Raw genomic sequence first — 25134 nt, forward strand, 5'->3', positions numbered from 1 at the left:
GGGCGCGGTCATCGTTCCCGGACGACCGCCACCGGGCAGCGCGCGTGCTGGATGAGCTGCTGGCTGACCGAGCCGAGCAGCATGCCGCGCAGCCCGCCGTGACCGCGCGTGCCCACGGCCACCAGCTGGGCGCCGCCGCTCGCGTCCACGAGCAGGGACGCGGGGTTGCCGGCCGTGACCTCCACCGTGGCGGCCAGGTGGGGGAAGGATCGGCGCCAGGGGGCGAGGGCCTCCTCCACGGCGGCGCGCTCGGCCGCCGCCGTCTCGTCCGCCTCGCGTTCACTGTCGCTGCGCGCCGTCCCCGGCGGCGACCAGGCCCGCAGCGCGCGCAGCGGCACCCGCCGCCGCGCCGCCCGTTCGGCGGCGAAGCCGAGCGCCACCAGCGACTGCGCGGAACCGTCGACGCCGACCACCACGGGCCCGTCCTCGGGGGCGGCGGGCGCGCGTACCACCACCACCGGGCAGTCCGCGTGGGCCGTGACCGCGACGGCCGTCGAGCCGACGAGGAGCCCGCCGAACCCGCCGTGGCCGCGGCTGCCCAGCACCAGGAGCGCGGCCTCCGCGGACCGTTCCTGGAGCACGAGCGGGGGAGGGCCGTCGTACACCTCGCCCGTGACGTCGAGGTCGGGGTGCGCGCGGGCGGCGTCCGCCACCGCCCGGCGGACCAGCTCCTCGACCTTGCGCCGGGCCGTCTCGTTCGGCCACACGCCCGGGGCCACCCCCGGGCCGAGCCAGTCGCCCACCGTCATCCACTCGAAGACGTACGCGAGCCGCACCGGCCGTCCGCTGCGGCCCCCCTCGTCCAGCGCCCACCGCAGGGCCAGCTGGGCGTCGGCCGAGCCGTCGTAGCCGACCAGGATGTCCCCGCCGCTCACGGCGCCGTCCGCAGACCCGGCTCGGTCTCGCGGATCCACCGCCACTCCGCCACGCGCGGGTCGTCCTCGCCGTGCTCGCGGGTGTAGTCCCGGCACGCCTGCCGGGTGTCGACCATGTGCTGCCGCAGGTGCGCGGCGCGGGCGGCCAGGCCGGGCGTCCGGTCGATGACGTCGATGACGAGGTGGAACCGGTCGAGGTCGTTGAGCATCACCATGTCGAACGGAGTGGTGGTTGTGCCCTCCTCCTTGTAGCCGCGGACGTGGAGGTTGCCGTGGTTGGTACGGCGGTAGGTGAGCCGGTGGATCAGCCAGGGGTAGCCGTGGTAGGCGAAGATCACCGGCCGGTCCGCGGTGAAGATCGTGTCGAACTCCTTGTCGGACAGGCCGTGCGGGTGCTCGCTGGGCGGCTGGAGCCGCATGAGGTCCACCACGTTGACGAGCCGTACCTTCAGGTCGGGCAGGTGCCGGCGGAGCAGGTCCGCGGCGGCCAGCGCCTCCAGCGTGGGCACGTCGCCGCAGCAGGCGAGCACGACGTCCGGCTCGCTGCCCGCGTCGGTGCTGGCCCACTCCCAGATGCCGAGGCCGCGCCGGGTGTGCTGGATCGCCTCGGGCATGCTCAGCCAGTTGGGGGCCGGCTGCTTGCCGGCCACCACCACGTTGATGTAGTGCCGGCTGCGCAGGCAGTGGTCCATCGTCGAGAGCAGGGTGTTGGCGTCTGGGGGCAGGTAGATGCGCACCACCTCGGCCTTCTTGTTGACCACGTGGTCGATGAAGCCGGGGTCCTGGTGCGAGAAGCCGTTGTGGTCCTGACGCCACACGTGGCTGGAGAGCAGGTAGTTCAGCGAGGCGAGCGGCTGCCGCCAGGGAATGCCCCGGGTCACCTTGAGCCACTTCGCGTGCTGGTTCACCATCGAGTCGACGATGTGGATGAACGCCTCGTAGCTGGTGAAGATGCCGTGCCGGCCGGTGAGCAGGTAACCCTCCAGCCAGCCCTGGCACAGGTGCTCCGACAGGACCTCCATCACCCGCCCGTCGGGGGAGAGGTGGTCGTCGCCGGGGAGCCGCTCCGCGACCCAGACCCGGTCGGTGACGTCGAAGGCGGCGCCGAGCCGGTTGGAGGCGACCTCGTCGGGGGCGAAGAGCCGGAACGTCTGCGGGTTGGCGGCGATCACGTCACGGATCCAGGGGCCGAGCGCGCCGGCCGCGCCGGCCATGGGACGGCCGGGCTCGGGCACGTCGACGGCGTACTCGCGGAAGTCGGGCAGGGTGAGGTCCCGCAGCACCAACCCGCCGTTGGTCACCGGGTTCGCGCTCATCCGCCGGTCGCCCTTGGGTGGCATGGCGACCAGCTCGGCGACCGGGGCACCGGTGGCGTCGAAGAGCTCCTCCGGCCGGTAGCTGCGCAGCCAGCGCTCGAGGGCTTCGAGATGCGCCGGGTTCGACCGCACCTCGGACAGCGGCACCTGGTGTGAGCGATAGGTGTTCTCGACGGGCTCCCCGTCCACCTCCCGCGGGCCGGTCCAGCCCTTCGGCGTCCGCAGGATGATCATCGGCCAGCGGGGGCGCTCGGTGTCCCCGCCGGAGCGGGCGCGGTGCTGGATGGTGCGGATCTCGTCGAGCGCCCGGTCCAGGGTGGCGGCGAGCGCCTGGTGCACCCGTGCCGGGTCGTCGCCGGCCACCACGTACGGCTGGTAGCCGGAGCCGTGCAGGATGTCGAGCAGGTCCTGCTCCGGGATCCGGGCGAACACCGTCGGGTTGGCGATCTTGTAGCCGTTGAGGTGCAGCACGGGCAGCACGGCCCCGTCGCGGGCCGGGTTGAGGAACACGTTGGACAGCCAGCTGCCGGCCAGCGGCCCGGTCTCCGCCTCACCGTCACCGATCACGCAGGCGACCAGGAGGTCGGGGTTGTCGAACGCGGCGCCGTACGCGTGGCTGAGGGCGTACCCCAGCTCGCCGCCCTCATGGATGGAACCCGGCACCTCCGCGGCGACGTGGCTGGGGATGCCGCCGGGGAAGGAGAACTGGCGGAACAGCCGGGCCATGCCGGCTTCGTCGCGGCCGACACCGTGGTAGCGCTCGCTCCAGGTGCCCTCCAGCCAGGTGTTCGCCACGATGGCCGGGCCGCCGTGGCCCGGCCCGGTGATGAACATGGCGTTCAGGTCGCGGGCGACGACGGCCCGGTTGAGGTGGGCGTAGAGCAGGTTCAGCCCGGGGCTGGTGCCCCAGTGCCCGAGGAGCCGGGGCTTGATGTGCTCGGGAGTCAGAGGTTCGCGCAGGAGCGGGTTGCCGAGCAGGTAGATCTGCCCGACGGTCAGGTAGTTCGCCGCCCGCCAGTAGGCGTCGAGCCGGCGCAGCTCGTCCCCGGTCAGGGGACCCTGCGTCTCCACAGCGGTGTCCATGGTCAACTGAGCCTCTCGCAGTTCGGGGACGCCCGCACCGCGCGGCGCGGGCATGTCCCGCCCGCTCCGGTCGGGCGGCGGTGGGTCAGGGTCGTCGGGCCCGGTGCGGCCGGGCGTCGTGCTCCTGCTCGGCGGTGCGGATCACGCCGCGCACCACGATCACCGGGGCGGGCGCGTGGTAGAGCAGGGACTGCGCCACGGCGCCGAGCATGCCCCGCCCGGGCTCGTCGCCGCGTGCCGCGACCAGTGCCAGCTGCGCCGAACGGGACTGTTCGACGAGGACGCTCCCCGGGTCCCCCCGGATCGTGTGGCACTCGGTGGCCACGTCGGGGTGGCGGCCGGCGTACCGCTCCACGACCTCGGTGAGCTGGCGGGCGATCTCGTCGGTGTCCTCGTCGGGTTCCACGACCCGGATGGCGAGCAGCCGCGCCTCCCGGCTGGCGGCGCAGTGGTACGCCCACTCCAGCGCGGTGTTCGAGCTCGGTGACCCGTCGACGCCGACCAGCACCGGACCCTGTGGCGGTGGCTCCCGGCGGACCACGAGCACCGGGCAGCCGGCCCGGGCGGCGAGCTGGACGGCGGGCGCGTCGGCCGGGACGCAGTCGTCGCACGTGGCCATGCCGCCGTCGCCCACGGCCAGCAGGAACGCCTGCTCGGACCGCCGGAGCAGGACGGGCACCCGCGCCCCCTCGACGATCTCACCGCTGACCACGAGTTCGGGTTCGACGTCCCGTGCCAGGTCGTTGGCGCGGGCGATCAGGTCCTCGGCCGCGTCGCGCGGCGCGGCCACGGTGTCCGCCTGGAAGGCCGCGCTCCAGTCGAAGGCGTGTACGAGGTGCAGGGGCCGACCGTGGGCGGCGGCCTCCTGCGCGGCGAGCCGTACCACCGGGAGGTTGCGCTCCGAACCGAGACCGACGAGCACGGCGGGGCCGGCGGCTGCGGTCATCGGACATCACCTCCCGGGCGTCGCGCCCGGCGAACGCGCCCTGCACCGAGGGTAGTCGTGCGAGCGCGGCGAGCGTGTGGGTTCCCGCCACCGGACGGGCCGGTTGAATTAGGCAGGTAAACACCTGCATAATGGGGCGGTGAGCGAGATGGAACTGGTCTTCAAGGCGCTTGCCGACCCGACGAGGCGGCTCCTGCTCGACCGTCTCCGCGAACGCAACGGGCAGACGCTGCGCGAGCTCTGCGAACACCTGGCCATGGCCCGTCAGTCGGCCACCCAGCATCTCGACATCCTCGTGCGCGCCAACCTCGTCGCCGTCGTGCGGCGGGGGCGGGAGCGGCTGCACTACCTGAACCCGGGGCCGATCCACGAGATCGAGGAGCGCTGGATCTCCGGCTTCGACAAGCCCCGCCTGGGGGCGCTGAGCGCGATCAGACACCAAGCAGAGGAGTACGCGATGACATCCGTCCGGACGTACGTGTACGTCACCTACATCCGTGCGAGCGCCGAGCAGGTGTGGCGGGCGCTCACCGACGCCGACCTGACGGCCCGGTACTGGGGCCACGCCAACGTCTCCGACTGGCAGCCCGGCTCGGCCTGGGAGCACCGGCGCGTCGACGGTTCGGGCGCGGTCGACGTGGTGGGCAAGGTGCTCGCCGCCGAGCCGCCGACGCGTCTGGTCGTCACCTTCGAGGACAGCGCGGGCGAGGAGCGGGACCCGTCGGTCGTGACGTTCCTCGTCGAACCGCACCAGGACATCGTGCGTCTCACGGTGACCCACGAGAACCTGCCCAACGTCGAGATGCTCAACGGCATCTCGAGCGGCTGGCCGGCCGTCCTGTCGAACCTGAAGTCCCTGCTGGAGACCGGCGACGCGCTTCCGCAGTCGCCCTGGGACATGGCCGGCTCGCACGCCTGAGAGGAACCCGATCCGTGGACACCACGCCCCTCCGGCATGCCTACGCCGCGGTGCTGAGCGAGGCCGAACTCGCCACGACCGTGCCGGTGCTGCTCCTGTCCAACGGCGCGTGCCTGGTGGACCAGCCGCTGTCGTTGGGGGACATCCTCGCCGGGCTCGCGGACGTGGAGCTGCCCGGGCACGCGAAGCAGCTATAGGGCCCGCCCCGAACCCGTTCCGGCCCCTCCCGCGTCAACACGGGTTGACAGAGTTGTGCTGTCAACGTATGTTGACAGCATGAGTCAGGCGACGGAACTCGCGGCAGCCGCCGGCAGCACCGACCCCCGGGTCGGGCTCCGCGCCGTCCGCGCGCTGCGCCGGCTGCTCGAGCGGCTCGAGGTGGTCCAGGTGGACAACGCCCGTCGACAGGGCTGGTCCTGGCAGGAGATCGCCGACGCGCTCGAGGTCAGCCGGCAGGCGGTCCACAAGAAGCACGCCGGGCGACCGGCGGTCCCCACCTCCTGGGAGGCGTGATGTTCGAACGGTTCACCAACCGGGCCCGCCAGGTCGTCCAGCGGGCGGTGGAGGAGGCCAGCGGCGACGGCCAGCGGCCGGTTGGCACCGAGCACCTCCTGCTCGCCGTCCTCGCCGACGAGGCGAGCCTCGCGAGCCGGGTGCTGACCGAGGCCGGCGTCACGGCCGACGACCTGCGGGCCAGGATCCGGCGGCACACCGAGGCCGGCGGTGTGGGGCTCGGCGACGCCGACGCGGCGGCGCTGCGCGAGATCGGCATCGACCTGGCCGCCATCGTGGCCCGCATCGAGGAGTCGTTCGGGCCGGACGCGCTGCGCGAGGCGGTGCCCGAGCCGCGCCGTCGCTGGGGCCGGCGCCGCCACACCGGCGGCCCGTTCGCACCCCGTTCGAAGAAGGTGCTGGAGCTGTCGCTGCGCGAGGCGATCCGGCTGAAGCACCGCCACATCGGCACCGAGCACATCCTGCTCGGTCTGCTCCGTGAGGGCTCCGGCCTCGCCGCGCTCGTGCTCACCGAGGCCGGTGCCGACCTCGACGACCTGCGCCGCCGGGTGGAGGTGGCCCTGCGCGCGGCCGCCTGAGGAGGCTGCCCGTCGCCGTGGCCGGCGGCTCGAGGGCCGGCGCCACGGCGGCGGGGCGGGGCACGCGCGTTTTCAAACCCGTCTGTGGCACTTCCGACGGAGTCCGGGCCGGGGCTCGCTGAACGGTGCCGCTTGCTGCACACTGACGCCGTGACTGCTGGACGGCCCGCGCGGCCCGGAGGAGGCGACGGTGGACTCCGCTCCGCCGTCGTGGTCAACCCGGTGAAGGTGACCGATCTCGCCGAGCTGCGGCGTACGGTCGACGACACGCTGACCGCCGCCGGCTGGCCCGAGCCGCTCTGGTTCGAGACCACGGTCGACGACCCGGGCCGGGGCCAGACCGAGCGTGCGGTGAAGGCCGGCGTCGACCTCGTCTTCGCCTGCGGCGGCGACGGCACCGTCATGTCCTGCGTGAGCGCGCTGGTCGGCACCGACGTGGCCCTGGCCGTGCTGCCGCAGGGCACCGGCAACCTGCTCGCCGCCAACCTCGGGCTCTCCACCGACCTGGCCGCCGGGTTGCAGGTCGCCGTCGAGCGGGGGCGTCGGCTGCTCGACGTCGGCGAGGTCGACGGCCGCTACTTCACGGTGATGGCCGGCATGGGCTTCGACGCCCAGATGCTCGCTGCCACCTCCGAGACCACCAAGGCAAAGATCGGATGGCCGGCGTACGTGATGGGCGCCGCGCGGCATCTGCGCGACCGCCCGATGCGGGTGTCGATCCGGGTCGACGACCGGCCGCCGGTGCGCCGCCGGGCCCGCTCGGTGCTGGTCGCCAACGTCGGGCGGCTCCAGGGCGGCATCCGGCTGCTCAGCGAGGCCGAGCCGGACGACGGCTGGCTGGACGTCGCCGTGCTCACCCCGCGTACGCTGCGGCACTGGCTCGAGCTCGGCTGGGGCGTCATCCGCCGGCGCGGGCGGGTGCCCCGGATGGAGGTGCTCCGCGGCCGGCGCGTGGTCATCACCGCCACCCGCACCCAGCCCCGCGAACTCGACGGCGACCTCATCGAGCCCGGCCGCCGCCTGCGCGCGGTGATCCGGCCCAAGGCGCTGTGGCTGTGCGTACCGCAGCCCGAGCGGGCGCCGGACCTCGCCGTGGACGCCGAGGCCGCGGGCGAGCGGGGTGAACAGCTCGTCGAGGAGGCGCGCCGTGAGTAGCACCCGGATGGTGCCGGAAACCCGGCTCATGCCCGACGAGGAGCTGTCCGCCGACGACGCCTGGCACACCCTGCGCCGGCAGGGCGGCTGGCACCTGCTGCGGGACGCGTTCATCCGGTTCCGCTACGGCGACGGGTTCAGCCACTCCCGCGCCTTCGCGCTGCAACTCTGCCTCGCCGTGGTGCCCTTCCTCATCGCCCTCACCGGCCTCATCAGCGAGTTGGGCGTCGAGGAGGGCGGCCAGGTCGTCGCCGACACCGTGCTGGCGCTCACCCCGGGCGCCAGCGAGCCCGTGGTCGCGCAGCTGCTCGGCGAGGGGGAGACCACCGAGCGCGCCGGGGAACTGGCGCTCACCCTGGGCCTCATCACCGGCCTCATCGCGCTCACCACGACCATGGCGCAGATCGAGCGCGGCGCCAACCGGATCTACGGCGTGGAGCGGGACCGGCCCGCGCTCTGGAAGTACGTACGCGCCGCCGTCCTCGCGGTGACCGCCGGCGTGCCCGCGCTGACCGGGTTCCTCATCCTGGTGGGCGGTGGCCCGATGGGTGAGTCGGTGCAGCAGCACTACGAGTGGGGCAGCGTCTTCGAGGGTGTGTGGGACGTCGTCCGCTGGCCGCTGAGCCTCGCGCTGACCGTGCTGGCCGTGGCCGTGCTGTTCCGGCACGCGCCCCGCCGCCGCCAGCCCGGGCTGTCCTGGCTGTTCTTCGGCGCCGGCATCGCCACCGTGCTCTGGTGGCTCGCCAGCCTGCTGCTGGCCGCGTACGTGTACTACAGCGACGCGTTCGGCCAGACGTACGGCGCGCTCACCGGGATGATGGCGCTGCTGCTGTGGGCCAACCTCACCGGCGTGGCGCTCTTCGGGGGGCTGTCGTTCGCCGCGCAGCTCGAGGCGCTGCGCATCGGGGTGCAGGAGCCGGCGCAGCCGGACCTGTGGGAGCCGGAGGCCGAACGCGCGGAGGTCTTCGACACCGGCGAGATGACCGCGCTCTGACGCACCCGCCCGTCCGGCCCCCGGCGTCCGCCCGCCGCCCGCGTGTACGGGCAACGCGGATCGGGTAAAGCGCCTCGCCAGGGACGACAAGGGAGGTGCGGGGGTGACCGGCGTCAAAGAGGTGCTCCGGCGACCGATCGGGCATTTCACCGAGCGGACCGTCGCCGGGCTCGCGGCCGTCATCGGTGCCGGCGCGGCCTTCGGCGTGCTGCTCATGCTCGTCCGCTTCCACTGGGGTCCGCTCCAGCACGCGGACCGCGCGGTGGCCGCCTGGTTCAACGACCTCGTGGCGCCGCACCACCCCGTGGTGACCGTGCTGCAGGCGGTCACCGACCTCGGAGGACGGCCGATCCTGATCTGGCTCGTCACCATCGCCGTGGTCGGGCTGCTGATCCGCCGGCAGCCCCGGCTGGCCGTCTACCTGATCATCGCGGGCGTGGGCGGTCTGATCCTCGACCCGTCGCTCAAGACGCTGGTCGGGCGGCTCCGCCCGGTCGTGGACGTGCCCGTGGCGAGCGCGCCGGGCAACAGCTTCCCCAGCGGCCACGCCCTGGGCTCGTTCGTCGCGTACGGCGCCCTGCTGCTGGTCTTCCTGCCGGCGCTCGCGCCCCGGTGGCGCCGGCCGGTCATCGCCCTCGTCGGCGCGCTGGTGGTCCTCATCGGGCTGACCCGCATCGCGCTGGGCGTCCACTACGTCTCCGACGTGCTGGCCGGCTGGCTGCTCGGCGCGGCCTGGCTCGGCGTCACGGCGTACGCCTTCCGGCTGTGGCGGCGCGAGCGCGGCCGGCCCGTGCCGCCGCTCGCCGAGGGGCTGGAGCCGGAGGCCGGGCACGACATCACCCCCGCCCCGGCCGAGGAGCACGTCCTGGAGCATCCGCGCTCCGCCGTGGCCGAGCTGCTGGTCGGCTGGGTGCTGGTCTTCGGCGCGCTGTACGCCTTCGGCATGTACGCCAGCTACCACGCCAAGGGAACCTTCCTGGCCACGCTCGACACGGAGGTGCCGCGCTGGTTCGCGCGGCGGCACACCGACACGCTCACGGAGCTGAGCTGGTGGTGGAGCAAGTTCGGCGACACCCACGCGATCCTGCTCGTCTCGCTGGTGTTCTGCCCGCTGGTGCTCGCCGTGTGGCGGCGCTGGCGCCCGGTGCTCTTCGTGGCGCTGGCCATGTTCGGCGAGCTGAGCCTCTTCCTGGCCTCGGCCCACGCGGTGGACCGGCCCCGCCCGCCGGTGGAGAACCTGGACGGGCCGATGCCCACCTCGTCGTTCCCCTCGGGGCACATCGCGGCGACGATCTGCCTCTACACGGCGATCGCGGTGGTCGTCATGCCGCGCAGCGACCGCTGGTGGCGGTGGCTGACGGTGGTGCTCGCCGTGGTCATGCCCGTCGGCGTGGCCACCTCCCGGATGTACCGCGGCATGCACCACCCGACCGACTTCATGGGCGCGATCCTGCTCGCCGCGCTCTGGATCGGGCTGCTCTACTGGGTGATCCGCCCCAACGCCGACGTGTACGGGGGCAACCGGCCGAGCATCGAGTCCGAGGACGTGTCCCGGCTCGACGACGAGCTGGCCCGGGCCGCCCGGCCGGCCCCCGCGGCCCCGGCGGTGCAGGCGGCCCCCGCGGCCCCGGCCGCCGCCCGGACGGACTGAGCGCGCCGTGCTGCGGGTGATGACGTGGAACATCCGCACCGGCGGGCGGGACGGCGACGGCACCGACCGGCGGGACGCGGTCGTCGAGGTGATCGACGGTCAGCGGCCGGACGTGCTGCTGCTCCAGGAGCTGCGTGGCTTCGACGACCGGGTGCTGGCCCGCTTCGCCGACCGGCTGGGTCTGCGTCCGCACCGGGCCGGCAGCTGCCTGGGCCAGCCGGTCGCGGTGCTCGTGCGCCCGCCGCTGCGCAGCCTCGCGTCCGGACCGCTGCGCCGGCCGTTCCACCACGCGGCCGCCCGGGTGGTGCTGGCCACCGACGCCGGCCCGCTCACCGTGCTCGGCACCCATCTCCACCCGCTGTCCGGCGGCTGGCGCCGGGTCGAGGTGGACTGGCTGGCCCGGGCCGTACGCCGGGCGCCGGGCGAGCTGACCCTCGTCGGTGGCGACCTGAACACGCTCGACCCGTCGACCGACCACACCGAGCGGCTCGGCCGGCTGCCGCCCGCGTACCGCCGCCGTCACCTGCGCCGCGACGGCCGCACGGTGGACACCCGCGCGGTGGCCGTGCTGCTCGCCGCCGGGCTGGTCGACGTGTACCGGGCGGCCGGCGGGCCGGACGAGGGTCTCACCGTGCCGACCCGCCACGGCGGGGCGGAGTTCAGCGGCATGCGGCTGGACTACCTGCTGGCCACGCCGGCGCTGGCGGGCCGGGTGCGGGAGTGCCGGGTGGTGCGGGGTGGCGCCGCCGACTCCGCGTCCGACCACTACCCCGTGGTGGCGGACGTGGCGCTCGCTCCGGCCTGAACGCGCTCGTCGCCGCGGCGCGACGGAGAGGCGGCCCGCCGGGGTGCAGCAGGCGGAGCGGGTGTGCCGCGGTGAGCCTGATGCCTCAGAGGCATAAATATGCCTCTGAGGCATCACGCTTCTGCTGCGACCTCTGGGAGGACGAGCCGGTCCGGTGCTTCAGAGCACCAGGTTGACCAGGACGGTGAGCACCACCGAGGCGAGCACCGAGAAGAGGATCATCAGCAGGCAGCCGAGGCCGCCGCCGAGCGGGCGGATCTCCGTGTTACCGATGCGCATGGCACTCCTTGTCGGACGGTGCGTCAGGCAGGGTGGACGGCGCGCGGTGGAGCAGCCGGCGGATCGCCTCGGCGACCTCGGCCGGCGCGGTGGTGGCCACGTTGTGCGCCGCGCCGGGCACGACGAGCGCACGCGCGTCCGGCACCAGGTGCGCCACCTGCTCCCGCCAGGCCGCCGGCACCACCGTGTCGCGCCCACCGGTCACCACGAGCGTCGGCGCGGCGACCCGCACCAGGTCCATCTCGATGGCGTTGTGCACCGAGTGCGAGAGCGTCGCGAGGACCCGCCACGGGCGGGCGTCCCAGACGTCCCGCAGCAGGATGGGCGACTGCGCCTTGGCCTCGCGCAGGGTGTCCACGAGCCAGCGGCCGACCTGGCCCCGCCGGGTCCGGGCGGCCGGGTCGCTGGTCGGCCCGGCCAGCACCAGCGCGCGGACCGCCTCCGGGTGCCGGGCCGCGAGCGCCGCCACCACCTCCGCGCCGAACGAGTGCCCGACCAGGCAGGCCGGGGGCAGCCGGTACGCGTCCAGCCAGGCGGCCAGGTGCGCGGCGTGCCGCGACACGTCGTACGCCTCGCCGGGGCGCTCGCTGAGCCCGAAGCCGGGCAGGTCCGGCACGTAGACCGGATGCGTGGTGGCCAGCGCGACGGCCAGCGGGGTGAGATAGCGGTGCGAGACGGCGAGGCCGTGCACGAGCACCACCGGTGGCGCGCCGGTGCCCGGGTCGGCGCCGCGCCGCGTGTGCGTGCGCACACCGTCGACCACCCGCCACTCGCTCGTGAGGCCGGCGGCCGCGCGCGGCGCGGCCAGCGCCAGGCGCAGCTCCGCGAGGGTGAAGCGCCCGGCCGGGCTGGGCGTCCGCGTCACAGCTCGCGGAGCCGCGGCAGCAACTGCTCCCGCGCCCAGTCGAGGAACATGGGCTGGCTGTCGCCGCCGACCTGGAGGAGCGCCACGTGGGTGAAGCCGGCGTCGACGAACTTCTTGAACGCCTCGACGTGCCGCTCGACGTCCGGGCCGCAGGGAATCCCCTCGGCGACGTCCTCCTCCCGCACGAACTGCGTGGCGCCCGCGAACGACTCCGGGCCCGGCAGCTCCGCGTTGACCTTCCAGCCCAGCCCGAACCACCGGAACTGGTCGTGCACGATCTTGCGGCACTCCGCCTCGTCGGGGCCGTAGCAGACGGGCACCTGCCCGTAGCGCGGCCGGCCCGCGCCGCCCGCGTCGTCGTAGAGCTGGATGACCCGCCGGTCCGGCTCGCTGGCGATGATCCCGTCGCCGTACTCGGCGGCCAGGGTGGCCGACTGCGGGCCGGAGGCGGCGACCGCCATCGGCACGGGAGTCTCCGGCCGGTCCCAGACGTACGCGTCGGGCACGTCGAAGTGGTTGCCGGAGAACGTCAGGGTCTCCCCGTTGAGCAGTGGGCGGATGACCTGCAACGCCTCCTCGAACATCTCGTGCCGCTGCTGCACGTGTGGCCAGCCCCCGATCACGTGCTCGTTGAGGTTCTCCCCGGCGCCCAGGCCGAGGGTGAACCGGCCGTCCGAGAGCAGCCCGATGGTGCTGGCCTTCTGGGCCACGACGGCCGGGTGGTAACGGCGGATCGGGCAGGTCACGAAGGACATCAGCTCCGCCCGGGAGGTGGCGTGCGCCACGGCGCCCAGCACCGACCAGGCGTACGGGGAGTGTCCCTGCGAGTCCAGCCACGGGTAGTAGTGGTCGGAGATGACGAGCTGGTCGAAGCCGGCCGCCTCCGCCCGGACGGCATGGTCGACCAGCTGTTTCGGGCCGGCCTGTTCGCACATGAGGGTGTAGCCGACGCTGACCATGACGTCTCCTTCCGACCCGGCGGATCCTCCCCGGATACCCCGTCGGGCCGTGGTCAACCCTCGCGTCCGGTTCGTCCGGACCGGCCGACGCGCGGGGGAGCCCTCAGTGGACGCCGTTCAGGTTCACGATCACGACACCGGCGATGATCAGCGCGATGCCGACGAGCTTCACGGCGCCGACCGGCTCGCCGAGGAAGACCGCGCCGATCGCCACGATGGTCGCGGTCCCCAGACCCGACCACAGGGCGTACGCGACGCCCACCGGGATCTGCTTCACCGCCTGCGACAGCATGACGAAGGCCAGCCCGTAGCCGGCGAGGCAGGCCACGGTGGGCCAGAGCCGCGTGAAGCCGGCCGTGGACTTGATCAGGCTGGTGGCCGCCACCTCGGCCGCGATCGCGATGCCCAGCAGGACGTACGCCATGTCGTACCTCGTCAGTCGTCGCTCGGCGGAGCGTCTCCCACGGCCAGGCGGGCGGCGCGCATGGTCAGGTACCGCTGCTCCGGCACACTGCTGGTGCGCGCGGCCGCGGCCCGGTAGTCGTCGACCGCCCGGGCGCGGTCGCCGGCCATCTCGTGCAGGTGCGCGCGGGCCGCGTACAGGCGGTGGTGCCCGGCCATGCGCGGGTCGTCGCCCAACTCGGCGAGGGCGGCCAGGCCGGCGGCCGGCCCGTGCACCATGGCGGTGGCCACCGCGCGGTTCAGCGCCACCACGGGGCCGCCCGACTGCGCCTCCAGCACCTGGTAGAGGGCGAGGATCTGCGGCCAGTCGGTCTGCTCGGCCGACGGCGCCTCGTCGTGCACCGCGGCGATGGCCGCCTGGAGCTGGTACGGGCCGACCGGTCCGCGCGGCAACGCCCGGGTGACCAGGTCGACGCCCTCGGCGATCGCGGCGGCGTCCCACCGGGAGCGGTCCTGGTCGGCCAGGGAGATCAGCTCCCCGGACGGGCCGGTCCGGGCCGGGCGGCGCGCCTCGGTGAGCAGCATGAGCGCCAGCAGCCCGGCCGTCTCGCTGTCGTCGGGCAGCCGGGTGTGCAGCGCGCGGGTGAGCCGGATCGCCTCCGCCGACAGGTCCACGCGGTGCAGGTCGGGCCCGGCGCTGCTCGTGTGGCCCTCCGTGAAGATCAGGTAGAGCACGTGCCGGACGGCGGCCAGCCGCGCCGCGAGATCGGCCCGCTCGGGCATCCGGAACGGCGCCTCGGAGGCGCGGATCCGCTGCTTGGCGCGGCTGATCCGCTGGGCCATGGTGGCCTCGGGCACGAGGAACGCGTGCGCGATCTCGGCGGTGGTGAGGCCGCCGACGGCCCGCAGGGTGAGTGCGATGGCCGAGGCGGGGGAGAGCGCCGGGTGGCAGCAGAGGAAGAGCAGGACCAGCGTGTCGTCCCGGTCGGCGGTCAGTTGCTCGTCCGCGCCGGGGGCGGCCTGCCGGTCGTCCGGCTCGCGTCGCGTGGCCAGGTCCTCCCGCCGCCGCCGGGCGGTCTCGCCGCGGACCATCTCGATCATCCGGCGGTACGCGACCTGGACCAGCCAACCGCGCGGGTTGGCCGGCATCCCCTCGGCGGGCCACTGGGTGACGGCCGCCAGCAGCGCCTCCTGCACGGCGTCCTCGGCAGTGGCGAAGTCACCGAAGCGCCGGGCGAGCACGCCGAGAACCTGCGGCGCCAGGTCGCGCAGCAGGTCCTCGGTGCGTCGGTCGGTGGTCGTCAGGCGTCACAGCTCCTGCGGTGGCGCGGACAGCACCGGGTGCACCTCGATCGGCATGTTCAGCGGTCGGCCGCCCGGCCCGGGAGCGGTGGAGATGTGCGCGGCGATCTCCACGGCCCGCTCCGGGCTCTCGACGTCGACCAGCCAGAAGCCGGCGAGGAACTCCTTCGTCTCGGCGAACGGTCCCTCGGTCACCACCGGCGCGCCGCCGTCGCCGGCCCGGACGATCCGGGCCTGCTGCGGCCCGCCGAGGCCCTGCCCGTCGACCCACTCCCCGTCGGCGGTGAGCTTGGCGTTGACCTCGCCCATGAACGCGATGTGCGCCCGGATCTCCTCCGGCGTCCAGGTGTCGATCGACGGGAAGTCGGTCCCGGCGGGGCTGAACTGCATCAGCAACATGTACTTCACGGTGGGCTCCTCACGCCTGCGCACCCCATTCTCGGTGCTCTCACCCTGAGGTAGAAGCAGGCGCCGTGCTTCTCGACATGCCCGGCCGATTTTTCTTCGAGCTTTCTCAGTCGCGCGCGGTGACCTCCAGCAGCAGGGCCTGTTCCGGGTGCAGGGCGGGGATCTGGAGGCCCACGCGCGCCAGCGCCGCTCCGGTGAGGGTCGCCCCGGAGGCCAGCCACGCCGGTTCGGCGCGCTGGACGGTGGCCGGCGCCGGGACGCCCTCGGCCGGGCGGACCGCGTAGCGCCGCGCCGGGTCGAGGCCGGGCAGCCGGAGGGCGCCGGGCACCTCGGCCACCGAGGTGGCGAGCCGGCTCACGGCGTACACCGCCCGGGAGCCGTCGTGGGCGACCACGCCGTGCGCCCAGACGGCCGAGTCCGGGTGGTCGACGCGGACCGCGCGGCCGCTGTGCAGCAGTGGCCGCAGCCGCTTGTGCAGGGACACCCAGGCGGCCAGCTGCGCCCGCTCGGCGGGGCTGATCGCGCTGATGTCCCACTCGATGCCGTAGTGGCCGAACAGCGCGGTGGTGGCCCGGAAGCCGAGGTCGTGCACCCGGTGGGTGGTGTGCGAACGCTCCGGGCCGATGTGGCTGCCCACCAGCTCCGGCGGGAGCAGCAGCCCGGTCCAGCGCTGGATGGCGAGCCGCTCCAGCGCGTCGTTGCAGTCGCTGGCCCAGACCCGGTCGGTGCGCGCCAGGATCTCCAGGTCGACGCGCGCGCCGCCGGAGGCGCAACTCTCGATCTCGACGTCCGGGTGCCGGCGGCGCAGCTCGTCGAGGAGGCGGTAGACCGCCTCCGTCTGCCCGTGCACGCCGGGGCGGCCCCGGTGGCCGGCCTCGGTGAGGTCCCGATTGTGGTCCCACTTCAGGTAGCCGATGCCGGGGTGCTCGGTGAGCAGCGCGTCCAGCCGGTCGAGCAGGTACGCGTACGCCTCCGGATGAGCGAGGTCGAGCACCTGCTGGTTGCGCCACGTCGGCGGCATCCGCCCGGGAGCGGCGAGCACCCAGTCGGGGTGGGCGCGGAACAGGTCCGAGTCGGGGTTGACCATCTCGGGCTCGACCCACAGGCCGAACTCGAGCCCGAGCTTCGTGACGTGCGTGACGAGCGGGTGCAGCCCGTCGGGCCACACCTGCTCGTCGACGTACCAGTCGCCGAGGCCCGCCGTGTCCGCCCGCCGGCCCCGGAACCAGCCGTCGTCGAGGACGAAGCGTTCGACGCCCACCTCGGCCGCCTGGTCGGCGAGCGCCCGCAGCCGGTGCAGGTCGTGGTCGAAGTACACGGCCTCCCAGACGTTGAGGGTGACCGGGCGGGGCGAACCCGGGTGCCCCGGGCGGGCCCGCAGGTGGGTGTGCAGGGCGTCGCTGAGCCCGTCCAGCCCGGTGTCCGACCAGACCGCGTAGAGCAGGGGGGAGGCGTACGACGCTCCGGGGCCGAGCACCACCTCGCCCGGCGTGAGCAGCTCGCCGCCGCCGAGGGTGGCCTGGCCGGTGGGTCGCCGTTCGGCGAAGGTGACGTGGTCGCCGCTCCACGCGGTGTGCACGGCCCAGACCTCGCCGTGCCCGAAGCCGAACCCGGCCGTGCCGGCGACCAGCAACAGCGTGGCGTCGTGGCCGGTGCGGCCGTGCCGCCCCTCGCGCACCCAGGTGCCCATCGGCCACGGGTGCCGCTGCGGGGACCGTTCCCGGCACCAGCGGCCGGTCAGGTCGAGCAGCTCGGTGGCGACCTGCGGCACCGGCAGCACCGGGGTCAGCTCGCGCAGCTCGTACGGGGTGTCGCCGTCGTTGCGCAGCCGGTGGCGGAGCAGGAGCAGGCCGGTCGGGTCGACTGTGAGTTCCACGGTCAGCGACAGCCCGGCGGCGGCGTCGGTGGCCCGGACGACGACCCGCGCGCGAGACCCGTCGGCGGAGTCGTCCACGTCGAGCCCGTCGAGCCGGAACGCGGTGGACCAGTCGGCGCCGCCCCGGTGCCCGGCCAGCGCCGGCCGGCCGCTCCAGCCGGCGCTCGCCTCGGGCAGCAGCGAGAGCACGGTGGGCGCGTCGAAGCTGCTCGGCACCACCGGCGGCACGGTGGCGTCGGCGAGCTGGCGCAGCCCGTCCTCGTCGAGGTCGCCGACGTCGCCGCCCCAGTGCACGACCCGGGGCAGGCCCGTGCCGCGCGCGTCGAGCACGAGACTGGTACGCGCGCGGCGCAGGTGCAGCAGACTCATCCTTTGCTGGCTCCCAAGGTGAGGCCCCGGACGAAGTGTCGCTGGAGCAGGAAGAAGATGACCAGGGTGGGGATCGCGACCAGCACGCTGCCGGCCGAGACCAGGTTGTTGTCGGTGAAGAACTCGCCGCGCAGGTTGTTCAGCGAGCTGGTGACGGGGAACTTGTCGCCCGTGCGCATGAGCACGGTGGCCCAGAAGAACTCGTTGTAGATCCAGGTCACCTCGAGGGTGGCGAGCGCGGCCAGGGCCGGTCGGCACAGCGGCATGGTGACCTGCCAGTACTGCCGCCAGATGCTCGCCCCGTCGACCATGGCCGCCTCGTACAGGTCGCGTGGCAGGGCCTTCATGTAGTTGCTGAGCACGAAGACGCAGAAGCCGCACTGGAACGCGACGTTGATGAGGATGAGGCCCCAGTAGCTGTCGTACAGCAGCTCGGAGTCGCTCATGAAGGCCGGCAGCGGCACCTCGGTGAAGAGCCGGAACAGCGGGATGAGCAGGGCCTGCTGGGGCAGCAGGTTGGCCGCCGTGAACAGGCCGAGCAGCACCACGTTGAGCTTCCAGCTGAACCGGGCGATGACGAAGGCCACGCAGGACGCCAGGAAGAGCGTCAGCAGCACCGCCGGGACGGTGATGTAGACGGAGTTGAGGAAGTGCTTGCCGAACTCGGCCGTCTGCCACGCGGTGACGTAGTTGTCGATGGTCCATCCGCCGAACGAGACGTACCCGTGGGTGGCCGTGTAGTCGTACGAGCGCAGCGACGTCAGCACCGCCCACAGGACCGGGAAGAGCCACCCGACGGCCACGGCGATGAGGAAGACGTGCAGCACCACCCGCTGCGGGGTGAGCCGTCGGCGCGGCGGCGCGCCGTCCTCGGCGACCGGTGGCCGGGAAAGGCTGACGCTCGTCATCGGTCCTCCCGCATCACGGTGGCCAGGTAGATGGTGATGAAGACAAGCGAGACGACCAGCATGATCGTCGCGAGGGCGGAGCCGAAGCCGATCCGGCTCGCCTCGCCCACGACGTTCTGGGTGACGAGCGCGGAGAGCAGTTCGAGCCCGTTGCGTCCCTTGTTGACGACCCAGACGAGGTCGAACGCGCGCAGTGACTCGATCACCGTGACCACCAGCACGATGATGTTGATCGGTCGCAGCACCGGGAAGACGACCCGGAAGAACGCCTTCACCTCGGAGGCGCCGTCGACCGCCGCGGCCTCGCGCAGTGACGGGTCGACACCCTTCAGCCCGGCCAGGTAGAGCAGCATGATGTAGCCGACGTGCCGCCAGGCGGAGGCGGCCATGACCGCCCAGATGTTGACGCCCGGGTCGCCGTACCAGTCGACGTGGGAGCCGAGGACGGCGTTGAGCAGGCCCTGGTCGCGGGAGTAGATGAGCTGCCAGACGAAGCCGATGAGCGCCAGCGAGAGCACCACCGGCAGGTAGAGCGCCGTCTGGTAGAAGCGGCTGCCGCGCAGCTCCTTGTCCAGCAGCACGGCCAGGAACATGCCGAACGGCGTGGCCACCAGGAACAGCGCCGCGAGCCACAGCAGGTTGTGCTGCACCGCGGGCACGAACGGCGGGTAGATGTTCACGACGTCGCTGTAGTTGCGGCCGCCGACGAAGTCGATGTCGCCCAGCGGCCCGATGCCGTCCCAGTTCGTGCCGGAGAGCACCACGGTGGCCAGCGCCGGCAGCCACACCAGGGCGGTGACGAGCAGCAGCGGGACGAGCACCATCAGCGTGACGACCACGCGGTCGGTGCGGGACAGGAGCCGTAGCCGGCGCCGGCCGCGACCACCCGTGGTGGTGGTCGCGGCCGGCGGTGGCACGGCGCGATCCGCTTGGATCAGGGGCAGGTCGGACACGGTGTCCTCCCCCTCTCGCCGTCAGCTTGTGAAGATCGACTTCTTCTGGTTCTCGATGCTGGTCAGCAGCCCGCTGACGTCCTTCGGGTCCTTGATGAACTGCTGGAGGGCCGGGATGATCACCGTGGAGGCGAAGTCCGGCCGGGTGTCCCGGTCGAGGAACTGGGCGATCTCGGTGGCCGAGCCGACCAGTTCGGCGGCCTTCTTCTGCAGGGCGCTGTAGCCGCTGGTGTCCGCGCCGGTGTTGGCGACCAGGGTGCCGGGGTCGGTCTTCACCGAGATGTTCCCCGCGTCGACGCCGCCGATGTACTCGAGCAGCTTCTTGGCGTTGGCCTCGGACTTCGGCTTGCGGGCCATCATGTAGCCGTCGATCGGCGCGTCCAGGGCCTTGGCCCCGATGGTCGAGTCGATCTCGGGGAACGTGAAGAAGTCGATGTCGTTCTGCTCGTCGGCGCTGAACTGCTGGGCCACGAAGAGGCCGAGCAGGTACATGCCGCTCTTCTTCTGCTGGAGCGACTGGGCGGCCTCCTGCCAGGTGCGGCCCAGTGCGTCCGGCTGGTGCAGCGGCAGCAGCCCGGCCCAGGTGTCGAAGACCTTCTTCACCTTGTCCGAGGTCCAGGCCTCCTTGCCGGCCATCAGGTCGACGTGGAACTGGTAGCCGTTGATCCGCAGGTTGAGGATGTCGAACGTGCCCATCGCCGGCCAGCCGTCCTTGTCGGCGAAGGCGATGGGGGCGAGGCCGTCCCGCTTCATCTGGTTGGCGAGGGCGGTGAACTGGTCGAGCGTGGTGGGCACCTGGTAGCCGTGCTGCTGCCAGACCGACTTGCGGTAGAAGACGGCCCACGGGTAGTAGGAGAACGGCACGAAGTACTGCTTGCCGTCGTCGCCGGTCGAGGCCTTCTTGAAGGCGTCGGAGAAGCCGGAGAGCTTGCCCCAGACGTCCGACAGGTCACCGGCCAGGCCGCGGGCCGCGAAGAAGCGCATCCGGTAGCCGGCGAACCAGGTGAACACGTCGTCCGGCTTGCCCTGCAGGTAGTTGTTGATGTTCTCCTGGAACGTGTTGTGGTCGACGGTGTTGATCGCGACCTCGACGCCCGAGGAGGTCTTGAAGGCGCCCGCGACCTTGGCGAGGACGTCCTTCGGCGTCGGGTCCGAGGCGTTCGAGCCGAGCGACACCGTCTTGCCTCCGGACCCGCCGGAGTCGGAGCCGCCGCAGCCGGCGAGGAGTCCCGTGCCGGCCAGGGCGCCCGCGCCGGCCGCGCCGGCGAGCAGCGAGCGGCGGTTGAGGCCGGCGACGGAGGGCGGTACGAGTCTGGCCAGGTACTCGGCCTGGGTACGGGGACGGGACATGGTTCCTCCTGCGGATGAAGAGGTGCGCTGCGCCCAAGGGCCGTCAGGGGTGGCGGGTCCGGCGCTCGTGATCGCACATCGGGATCCACCGTGAATCCACATTGGCAAACACGAACTGCCAGTGGCGCCTCAAGCTACCCGCCCCCACGGTCCTGTCAAGAGGGTGCTCAGGCACCGATAACCCAGTCGTGACAGGGCTGTTATCAGGTAAACGTTGGAAACCCTCGGATGTTGGAACCTGTTGACTTAATCGATCGATAGGGGCACGCTCTGCTGCCATGCGGCGATGGCAGGGCGACCAGATCTTCTTCGGCGGCGACTACAACCCGGAGCAGTGGCCCGAGGAGACCTGGGCCGAGGACGTCGACCTGATGCGCCGCGCCGGCGTCAACCTCGTCTCGGTCGGCATCTTCTCCTGGGCCCTCCTCGAACCGGCGCCCGGCCGGTACGAGTTCGGCTGGCTGGACCGCGTGCTCGACCTGCTGCACGCCGGGGGCATCGGCGTCGACCTGGCCACCGCCACCGCGAGCCCGCCCCCGTGGCTCGCCCGGGCGCACCCGGAGACGCTGCCGCGCCGGGCCGACGGCACCGTCCTCTGGCCGGGCGGCCGGCAGGCGTACTGCCCCAGCTCCCCGGTCTTCCGGGACCGCTCGCTCGCCCTCGTCGAGGCAATCGCCGGCCGGTACGCCGAACACCCCGCCGTGGTGATGTGGCACGTGTCCAACGAGCTGGGCTGCCACAACGTGCACTGCTACTGCGACGTCAGCGCCGAGGCCTTCCGCACCTGGCTGCGCGACCGCTACGGCGACCTGGACCGGCTCAACGCCGCCTGGGGCACCGCCTTCTGGACCCAGCGGTACGGCGACTGGGCCGAGATCAACCCGCCGCGCACCGCCCCGACCTTCGCCAACCCCACCCAGCAGCTGGACTTCCTGCGGTTCTCCTCCGACGAGCAGCGCGCCCAGCTGCGCGCCGAGCGCGAGGTGCTGCGCCGCCTCGTCCGCCAGCCCGTGACCACGAACTTCATGATCGGCACGGGCATCAAGTACCTCGACTACCACTCCTGGGCCGGCGACGTGGACCTGGTCGCCAACGACCACTACCTCACCGCCGCCGATCCGCGTGCCCACGTCAACCTGGCGCTCTCGGCCGACCACACCCGCGGCGTCGCCGGCGGCGAACCCTGGCTGCTCATGGAGCACTCGACAAGCGCCGTGAACTGGCAGCCGCGCAACGTGGCGAAGACGCCGGGGCAGCTGCGCCGCAACAGCCTCGCGCACGTGGCCCGCGGCGCCGACGGCGTGCTCTTCTTCCAGTGGCGCGCCTCCCGCGCCGGCGCCGAGAAGTTCCACTCCGCGCTGGTGCCGCACGCCGGGCCCGACACCAAGGTGTTCCGCGAGGTGTGCCAGCTCGGCGCCGACCTCGGCGCGCTCGCCGAGGTCCGGGGCAGCCGGGTGGACGCCGACGTGGCCATCCTCTTCGACTACGAGGCGTGGTGGGGCGTCGAGCTGGACTCGCACCCCAGCGTCGACGTCACCTACTCCGACCGGCTCGCGGCGCTCCACGACGCGCTGTGGCGGGCCGGCATCACCGCCGACGTCGTGCACCCCTCGACCGACCTCGGCCGCTACCGGCTGGTGCTCGCGCCCACGCTGTACCTCGTACGCGACGCCGACGCCGACGCGCTGCGCCGGTTCGTCGAGGGCGGCGGGACGGCCCTCGTCACGTACTTCAGCGGCGTGGTCGACGAGAACGACCACATCCGGCTCGGCGGCTACCCGGGGGCGTTCCGCGAGCTGCTCGGCGTACGGACGGAGGAGTTCTTCCCGCTGCGCGCCGGCGAACGGGTCCGGCTCGACGACGGCGCCACGGCCGACGTGTGGACGGAGTGGCTGCACCCGGAGGGCGCCGAGGTGCTCGCCTCGTACGCCGACGGTCCGCTGCCCGGCGTGGCCGCCGTGACCCGGCACGCCGTCGGCGAGGGCGCGGCCTGGTACCTCGGCACGCGGCTCGACGAGGCCGCCACCGACGCGCTGGTGGCCCGGCTCGTGGCCGAGTCCGGCGTGCGGCCCGCGGTCCCGGCCGCCCCCGGGGTGGAGGTGGTGCGCCGTCGCGACGACGAGCGGAGCTGGCTGTTCGTCATCAACCACACCGGCGACCCGGCGCGGCTGTCCGTCTCCGGCGTCGATCTGCTGACCGGCGCCCGGTGCGACGGTGAGCTGACGGTGCCGGCCGGCGAGGTGGCGGTCATCCGGGAGGATCCCGCCGCGGCAGCGGCCTGAGCCCCGAAAACCGGGGATCGAAGGAGGTTGACCGGATGCTCGCCCAGCAGCGGCAGAGCGCCATCCTCGATCTGATCCGGCAGCACGGCGGCGTTCGGGTGAGCCACCTCGTGCGGCGGTTCGGCGTGTCGGACATGACGATCCGCCGGGACCTCGAGGTGCTGGCCGAGCGCGGGCTCGTGGACAAGGTGCACGGCGGCGCGACGCTGGCCGGCCCCGGCTCGGCCGACGAGCCGGGGTTCGCGGCGAAGTCGATCCGCCAACAGGGGGAGAAGCGCGCCATCGCCGAACGGGCGGCCGCGCTCGTGGAGCCGGGCATGGCCATCGCGCTGTCCGCCGGTACGACCACGGCGGCGCTCGCCACCCTCCTGTCGGACGTACGCGGCCTCACCGTGGTCACCAACTCGATCCCGGTGGCCGACGCGCTCTACCAGGACCCGCGGGCCGACCGCACGGTGGTGCTGACCGGCGGCATCCGTACGCCCTCGGACGCGCTGACCGGGCCGGTCGCCGAGGCGGCCATCGGGTCGCTCAACGTCGACCTGCTCTTCCTCGGCGTGCACGGGATGAGCCCGCGCACCGGGTTCACGACGCCCAACCTGCTCGAAGCGGGTGTGAACCGGTGCCTCATCGGCTCCGCCCGCCGGCTCGTGGTCCTCGCCGACCACACGAAGTGGGAGACCATCGGCATCGCGACCATCGCGCCGCTGGAGGCCGCCGACATCCTGATCACCGACGCCGGCCTGCCGTCCGAGGCCCGTACGGCCATCGGCGAGCAGGTGGGCGAGCTGATCGTGGTGGGCGCGGTCTAGACCCGCCACGGCGCTTCACAGCCACCTCACAGGGCTGCCGGTTAGGGTGCCACCGAGCAACGTCCGGCTCCACGGTGGAGCCCTCGGCGGTCGCACGGGAGTTCCGATGGTCTTCAAGAAGATGATGAGCGCGTTCGGTGTGGGCGGCCCCAGCGTGGACACGGTGCTGACCAACCCGAACACGCGCCCCGGCCTGACCCTCGACGGGCAGGTCAACCTGGTCGGCGGCGACGCCCCGGCGGCCATCGAGCAGGTGGTGCTCAGCCTGGTCACGCGGGTCGAGATCGAGGGGCACGACACCGAGTACGCCGGCATCATGGAGTTCCACCGCATGGCGGTGAGCGGCCCCCTGCAGCTCGCCCCGAAGCAGCAGCTCGCCATCCCGTTCCAGCTGCCCGTGCCGTGGGAGACCCCGATCACCGACGTCTACGGGCAGCGGCTGCACGGCATGACGATGGGTCTGCGCACCGAGCTCGCGGTGGCGCGGGCGGTCGACAAGAGCGACCTCGACCAGGTGGCGGTGCACCCGCTGCCCGTGCACGAGCGGATCCTGGAGGCGTTCCAGCGCCTCGGCTTCCGGTTCAAGCACGCCGATCTCGAGCGTGGCCGGATCCACGGCGTGCAGCAGACGCTGCCGTTCTACCAGGAGATCGAGTTCTTCGCGGCGCCGCAGTACGCGCAGACCGTCCGGGAGGTCGAGCTGACGTTCGTGACGAGCCAGCGCGGTGTCGACGTGGTGCTGGAGTGCGACAAGCGCGGCGGCTTCCTCAGCTCCGGGCACGACGCGTTCGGCCGCTACCACGTGCCGCACACGGACGCCGACCGTGTCGACTGGACGCAGGTCGTCGACGGCTGGCTGCGGGAGACGACGTCGCACTACGGCAGCATGCGCGCCGCCGGCTTCGGCCACGGCGGCCACCACGGCCACGGCCGGGGCGCCGGCATGGGCGGCATGGTCGCCGGTGCGGCGCTCGGTGTGGCCGGCGGGATGATCGCCGGCGAGATGATCGAGGACGCCTTCGAGGGCGACTTCGGCGAGGACTTCGGCGGGTTCGACGAGTAGCGCCGGATCGGACACGACGACGCCTCCGGGACCTCGTCCCGGAGGCGTCGCCTCGCTGCGCGCCGCGCCGCGTCAGTGCCGCGCCGCGCGTTCCTGGCTACTGCGGTAGTTGCTGCCCGCCTTGGCGAGGCCGCGGCTACCCAGGTAGCCGATCGTCAGCAGGGTGATGAAGAACCAGGCCTGGTTGGCGCGGAAGATGTCCACACCGACCGTGTTCCGACCGACCAGGAAGGACGCGAGCAGTACCGCGCCGACCGAGGCGAGGTAGATCCAGAACTCGGTGGTCAGCAGGGACGGCTTGGTCTCCGTACCGGGAGCCTGAATGGCCTCCCGCCGGCCGTCGGACACCATGGGCATCGGACGGGTCGGCGTGTCCTGCATCGCCTGGCGGTTCTGAATGTCCGCGTTCGGCCTGTTCATCGGCCTGGTGGATGCAGCCTGCGTGCTCATCTGGTCCTCCTCAGGATGCGA

At 72.9% G+C, this 25134-nt stretch carries 24 protein-coding genes; 11 read left to right on the forward strand and 13 right to left on the reverse strand.

The genetic code is table 11. From position 1 onward, the window contains the following. Positions 1-8: 8 nt before the first annotated feature. The 3 genes from ACSNOA_RS10270 to ACSNOA_RS10280 all read right to left on the reverse strand — a co-directional run bounded on the left by ACSNOA_RS10270 (position 9) and on the right by ACSNOA_RS10280 (position 4220). Positions 9-920 (reverse strand): universal stress protein, encoded by a 912-nt coding sequence (locus ACSNOA_RS10270; protein WP_436657719.1) that lies wholly within the window; start codon positions 918-920, stop codon positions 9-11. Next, positions 872-3274 (reverse strand): phosphoketolase family protein, encoded by a 2403-nt coding sequence (locus ACSNOA_RS10275; RefSeq protein WP_436657720.1) that lies wholly within the window; start codon positions 3272-3274, stop codon positions 872-874. The genes ACSNOA_RS10270 and ACSNOA_RS10275 overlap by 49 nt, the downstream gene beginning before the upstream one ends. 85 nt (positions 3275-3359) lie before the next feature. Continuing rightward, positions 3360-4220: a universal stress protein gene (locus tag ACSNOA_RS10280; protein WP_436657721.1), complete on the reverse strand. Its 861-nt coding sequence runs from the start codon at positions 4218-4220 to the stop codon at positions 3360-3362. Positions 4221-4368: 148 nt separating this feature from the next. Between ACSNOA_RS10280 and ACSNOA_RS10285 the strand changes: the two genes are divergently transcribed. The 8 genes from ACSNOA_RS10285 to ACSNOA_RS10320 all read left to right on the forward strand — a co-directional run bounded on the left by ACSNOA_RS10285 (position 4369) and on the right by ACSNOA_RS10320 (position 10835). After that, positions 4369-5139 carry an ArsR/SmtB family transcription factor gene (locus tag ACSNOA_RS10285; RefSeq protein WP_436658372.1) on the forward strand — a complete coding sequence of 257 codons (771 nt, stop codon included), beginning with the start codon at positions 4369-4371 and terminating at the stop codon, positions 5137-5139. 14 nt (positions 5140-5153) lie between these two features. After that, entirely contained in the window at positions 5154-5336 is a 183-nt protein-coding gene (locus ACSNOA_RS10290) for a hypothetical protein (RefSeq protein WP_436657722.1), read from the forward strand. A 79-nt stretch (positions 5337-5415) separates the two neighbouring features. Continuing rightward, on the forward strand, positions 5416-5652 hold the full coding sequence (locus ACSNOA_RS10295; RefSeq protein WP_091590425.1) for an HTH domain-containing protein: 237 nt from the start codon (positions 5416-5418) through the stop codon (positions 5650-5652). Then, positions 5652-6230 (forward strand): Clp protease N-terminal domain-containing protein, encoded by a 579-nt coding sequence (locus ACSNOA_RS10300; RefSeq protein WP_436657723.1) that lies wholly within the window; start codon positions 5652-5654, stop codon positions 6228-6230. Before ACSNOA_RS10295 ends, ACSNOA_RS10300 begins: the two co-directional genes overlap by 1 nt. A 150-nt stretch (positions 6231-6380) precedes the next feature. Continuing rightward, positions 6381-7385, forward strand: a complete 1005-nt coding sequence (locus tag ACSNOA_RS10305) for a diacylglycerol/lipid kinase family protein (RefSeq protein ID WP_436657724.1) — start codon at positions 6381-6383, stop codon at positions 7383-7385. Further along, positions 7378-8379, forward strand: coding sequence for a YihY/virulence factor BrkB family protein (locus ACSNOA_RS10310; RefSeq protein WP_436657725.1), 1002 nt, complete (start codon positions 7378-7380; stop codon positions 8377-8379). The genes ACSNOA_RS10305 and ACSNOA_RS10310 overlap by 8 nt, the downstream gene beginning before the upstream one ends. Before the next feature lie 103 nt (positions 8380-8482). Then, positions 8483-10030: a phosphatase PAP2 family protein gene (locus ACSNOA_RS10315; protein WP_436657726.1), complete on the forward strand. Its 1548-nt coding sequence runs from the start codon at positions 8483-8485 to the stop codon at positions 10028-10030. Positions 10031-10037: 7 nt separating this feature from the next. Beyond that, positions 10038-10835: an endonuclease/exonuclease/phosphatase family protein gene (locus ACSNOA_RS10320; protein WP_436657727.1), complete on the forward strand. Its 798-nt coding sequence runs from the start codon at positions 10038-10040 to the stop codon at positions 10833-10835. A gap of 265 nt (positions 10836-11100) precedes the next feature. Here the strand turns inward: ACSNOA_RS10320 and ACSNOA_RS10325 are convergent, their stop codons facing one another. From ACSNOA_RS10325 to ACSNOA_RS10365, 9 genes are all read right to left on the reverse strand, one after another. Then, positions 11101-11979, reverse strand: a complete 879-nt coding sequence (locus ACSNOA_RS10325; protein ID WP_436657728.1) for an alpha/beta fold hydrolase — start codon at positions 11977-11979, stop codon at positions 11101-11103. Then, complete coding sequence (locus tag ACSNOA_RS10330; protein WP_436657729.1) at positions 11976-12938, reverse strand: TIGR03557 family F420-dependent LLM class oxidoreductase; 963 nt, start codon at positions 12936-12938, stop codon at positions 11976-11978. The genes ACSNOA_RS10325 and ACSNOA_RS10330 overlap by 4 nt, the downstream gene beginning before the upstream one ends. Before the next feature lie 103 nt (positions 12939-13041). Beyond that, positions 13042-13362 carry a DMT family transporter gene (locus ACSNOA_RS10335; RefSeq protein ID WP_436657730.1) on the reverse strand — a complete coding sequence of 107 codons (321 nt, stop codon included), beginning with the start codon at positions 13360-13362 and terminating at the stop codon, positions 13042-13044. Positions 13363-13373: 11 nt separating this feature from the next. Then, positions 13374-14645: an RNA polymerase sigma factor gene (locus tag ACSNOA_RS10340; protein ID WP_436658373.1), complete on the reverse strand. Its 1272-nt coding sequence runs from the start codon at positions 14643-14645 to the stop codon at positions 13374-13376. A 3-nt stretch (positions 14646-14648) separates the two neighbouring features. Beyond that, positions 14649-15041, reverse strand: coding sequence for a YciI family protein (locus tag ACSNOA_RS10345; RefSeq protein WP_436658374.1), 393 nt, complete (start codon positions 15039-15041; stop codon positions 14649-14651). 115 nt (positions 15042-15156) lie between these two features. Then, the gene (locus ACSNOA_RS10350) at positions 15157-17295 is read right to left on the reverse strand and encodes an alpha-galactosidase (RefSeq protein WP_436657731.1); all 2139 of its coding nucleotides are present in this window, start codon (positions 17293-17295) and stop codon (positions 15157-15159) included. Then, positions 17292-18203 (reverse strand): carbohydrate ABC transporter permease, encoded by a 912-nt coding sequence (locus ACSNOA_RS10355; RefSeq protein WP_436657732.1) that lies wholly within the window; start codon positions 18201-18203, stop codon positions 17292-17294. Before ACSNOA_RS10355 ends, ACSNOA_RS10350 begins: the two co-directional genes overlap by 4 nt. Continuing rightward, positions 18200-19156 carry a carbohydrate ABC transporter permease gene (locus ACSNOA_RS10360; protein ID WP_436657733.1) on the reverse strand — a complete coding sequence of 319 codons (957 nt, stop codon included), beginning with the start codon at positions 19154-19156 and terminating at the stop codon, positions 18200-18202. The genes ACSNOA_RS10355 and ACSNOA_RS10360 overlap by 4 nt, the downstream gene beginning before the upstream one ends. Before the next feature lie 21 nt (positions 19157-19177). Continuing rightward, entirely contained in the window at positions 19178-20506 is a 1329-nt protein-coding gene (locus tag ACSNOA_RS10365) for an ABC transporter substrate-binding protein (RefSeq protein ID WP_436657734.1), read from the reverse strand. 278 nt (positions 20507-20784) lie between these two features. Between ACSNOA_RS10365 and ACSNOA_RS10370 the strand changes: the two genes are divergently transcribed. The 3 genes from ACSNOA_RS10370 to ACSNOA_RS10380 all read left to right on the forward strand — a co-directional run bounded on the left by ACSNOA_RS10370 (position 20785) and on the right by ACSNOA_RS10380 (position 24663). Then, positions 20785-22788 carry a beta-galactosidase gene (locus ACSNOA_RS10370; protein WP_436657735.1) on the forward strand — a complete coding sequence of 668 codons (2004 nt, stop codon included), beginning with the start codon at positions 20785-20787 and terminating at the stop codon, positions 22786-22788. Positions 22789-22823: 35 nt separating this feature from the next. Continuing rightward, positions 22824-23600, forward strand: coding sequence for a DeoR/GlpR family DNA-binding transcription regulator (locus ACSNOA_RS10375; protein ID WP_436657736.1), 777 nt, complete (start codon positions 22824-22826; stop codon positions 23598-23600). A 106-nt stretch (positions 23601-23706) separates the two neighbouring features. Further along, on the forward strand, positions 23707-24663 hold the full coding sequence (locus ACSNOA_RS10380) for a sporulation protein (RefSeq protein WP_436657737.1): 957 nt from the start codon (positions 23707-23709) through the stop codon (positions 24661-24663). 72 nt (positions 24664-24735) lie between these two features. Here ACSNOA_RS10380 and ACSNOA_RS10385 read toward each other — a convergent pair whose 3' ends face one another. Then, on the reverse strand, positions 24736-25113 hold the full coding sequence (locus ACSNOA_RS10385) for a hypothetical protein (protein ID WP_436657738.1): 378 nt from the start codon (positions 25111-25113) through the stop codon (positions 24736-24738). Positions 25114-25134: the final 21 nt, after the last annotated feature.

Origin of the sequence: Micromonospora sp. URMC 103 (assembly GCF_051386435.1) — a bacterium.
Classification (GTDB): Bacteria; Actinomycetota; Actinomycetes; order Mycobacteriales; family Micromonosporaceae; genus Micromonospora.

Coding starts and splice junctions, on each gene's coding strand:
- ACSNOA_RS10335 (WP_436657730.1), bottom strand. CDS start 13,362: ATGGCGTACGTCCTGCTGGGCATCGCGATCGCGGCCGAGGTGGCGGCC.
- ACSNOA_RS10385 (WP_436657738.1), bottom strand. CDS start 25,113: ATGAGCACGCAGGCTGCATCCACCAGGCCGATGAACAGGCCGAACGCG.
- ACSNOA_RS10380 (WP_436657737.1), top strand. CDS start 23,707: ATGGTCTTCAAGAAGATGATGAGCGCGTTCGGTGTGGGCGGCCCCAGC.
- ACSNOA_RS10295 (WP_091590425.1), top strand. CDS start 5,416: ATGAGTCAGGCGACGGAACTCGCGGCAGCCGCCGGCAGCACCGACCCC.
- ACSNOA_RS10285 (WP_436658372.1), top strand. CDS start 4,369: ATGGAACTGGTCTTCAAGGCGCTTGCCGACCCGACGAGGCGGCTCCTG.
- ACSNOA_RS10345 (WP_436658374.1), bottom strand. CDS start 15,041: ATGTTGCTGATGCAGTTCAGCCCCGCCGGGACCGACTTCCCGTCGATC.
- ACSNOA_RS10300 (WP_436657723.1), top strand. CDS start 5,652: ATGTTCGAACGGTTCACCAACCGGGCCCGCCAGGTCGTCCAGCGGGCG.
- ACSNOA_RS10275 (WP_436657720.1), bottom strand. CDS start 3,274: ATGGACACCGCTGTGGAGACGCAGGGTCCCCTGACCGGGGACGAGCTG.
- ACSNOA_RS10330 (WP_436657729.1), bottom strand. CDS start 12,938: ATGGTCAGCGTCGGCTACACCCTCATGTGCGAACAGGCCGGCCCGAAA.
- ACSNOA_RS10350 (WP_436657731.1), bottom strand. CDS start 17,295: ATGAGTCTGCTGCACCTGCGCCGCGCGCGTACCAGTCTCGTGCTCGAC.
- ACSNOA_RS10370 (WP_436657735.1), top strand. CDS start 20,785: ATGCGGCGATGGCAGGGCGACCAGATCTTCTTCGGCGGCGACTACAAC.
- ACSNOA_RS10365 (WP_436657734.1), bottom strand. CDS start 20,506: ATGTCCCGTCCCCGTACCCAGGCCGAGTACCTGGCCAGACTCGTACCG.
- ACSNOA_RS10375 (WP_436657736.1), top strand. CDS start 22,824: ATGCTCGCCCAGCAGCGGCAGAGCGCCATCCTCGATCTGATCCGGCAG.
- ACSNOA_RS10355 (WP_436657732.1), bottom strand. CDS start 18,203: ATGACGAGCGTCAGCCTTTCCCGGCCACCGGTCGCCGAGGACGGCGCG.
- ACSNOA_RS10280 (WP_436657721.1), bottom strand. CDS start 4,220: ATGACCGCAGCCGCCGGCCCCGCCGTGCTCGTCGGTCTCGGTTCGGAG.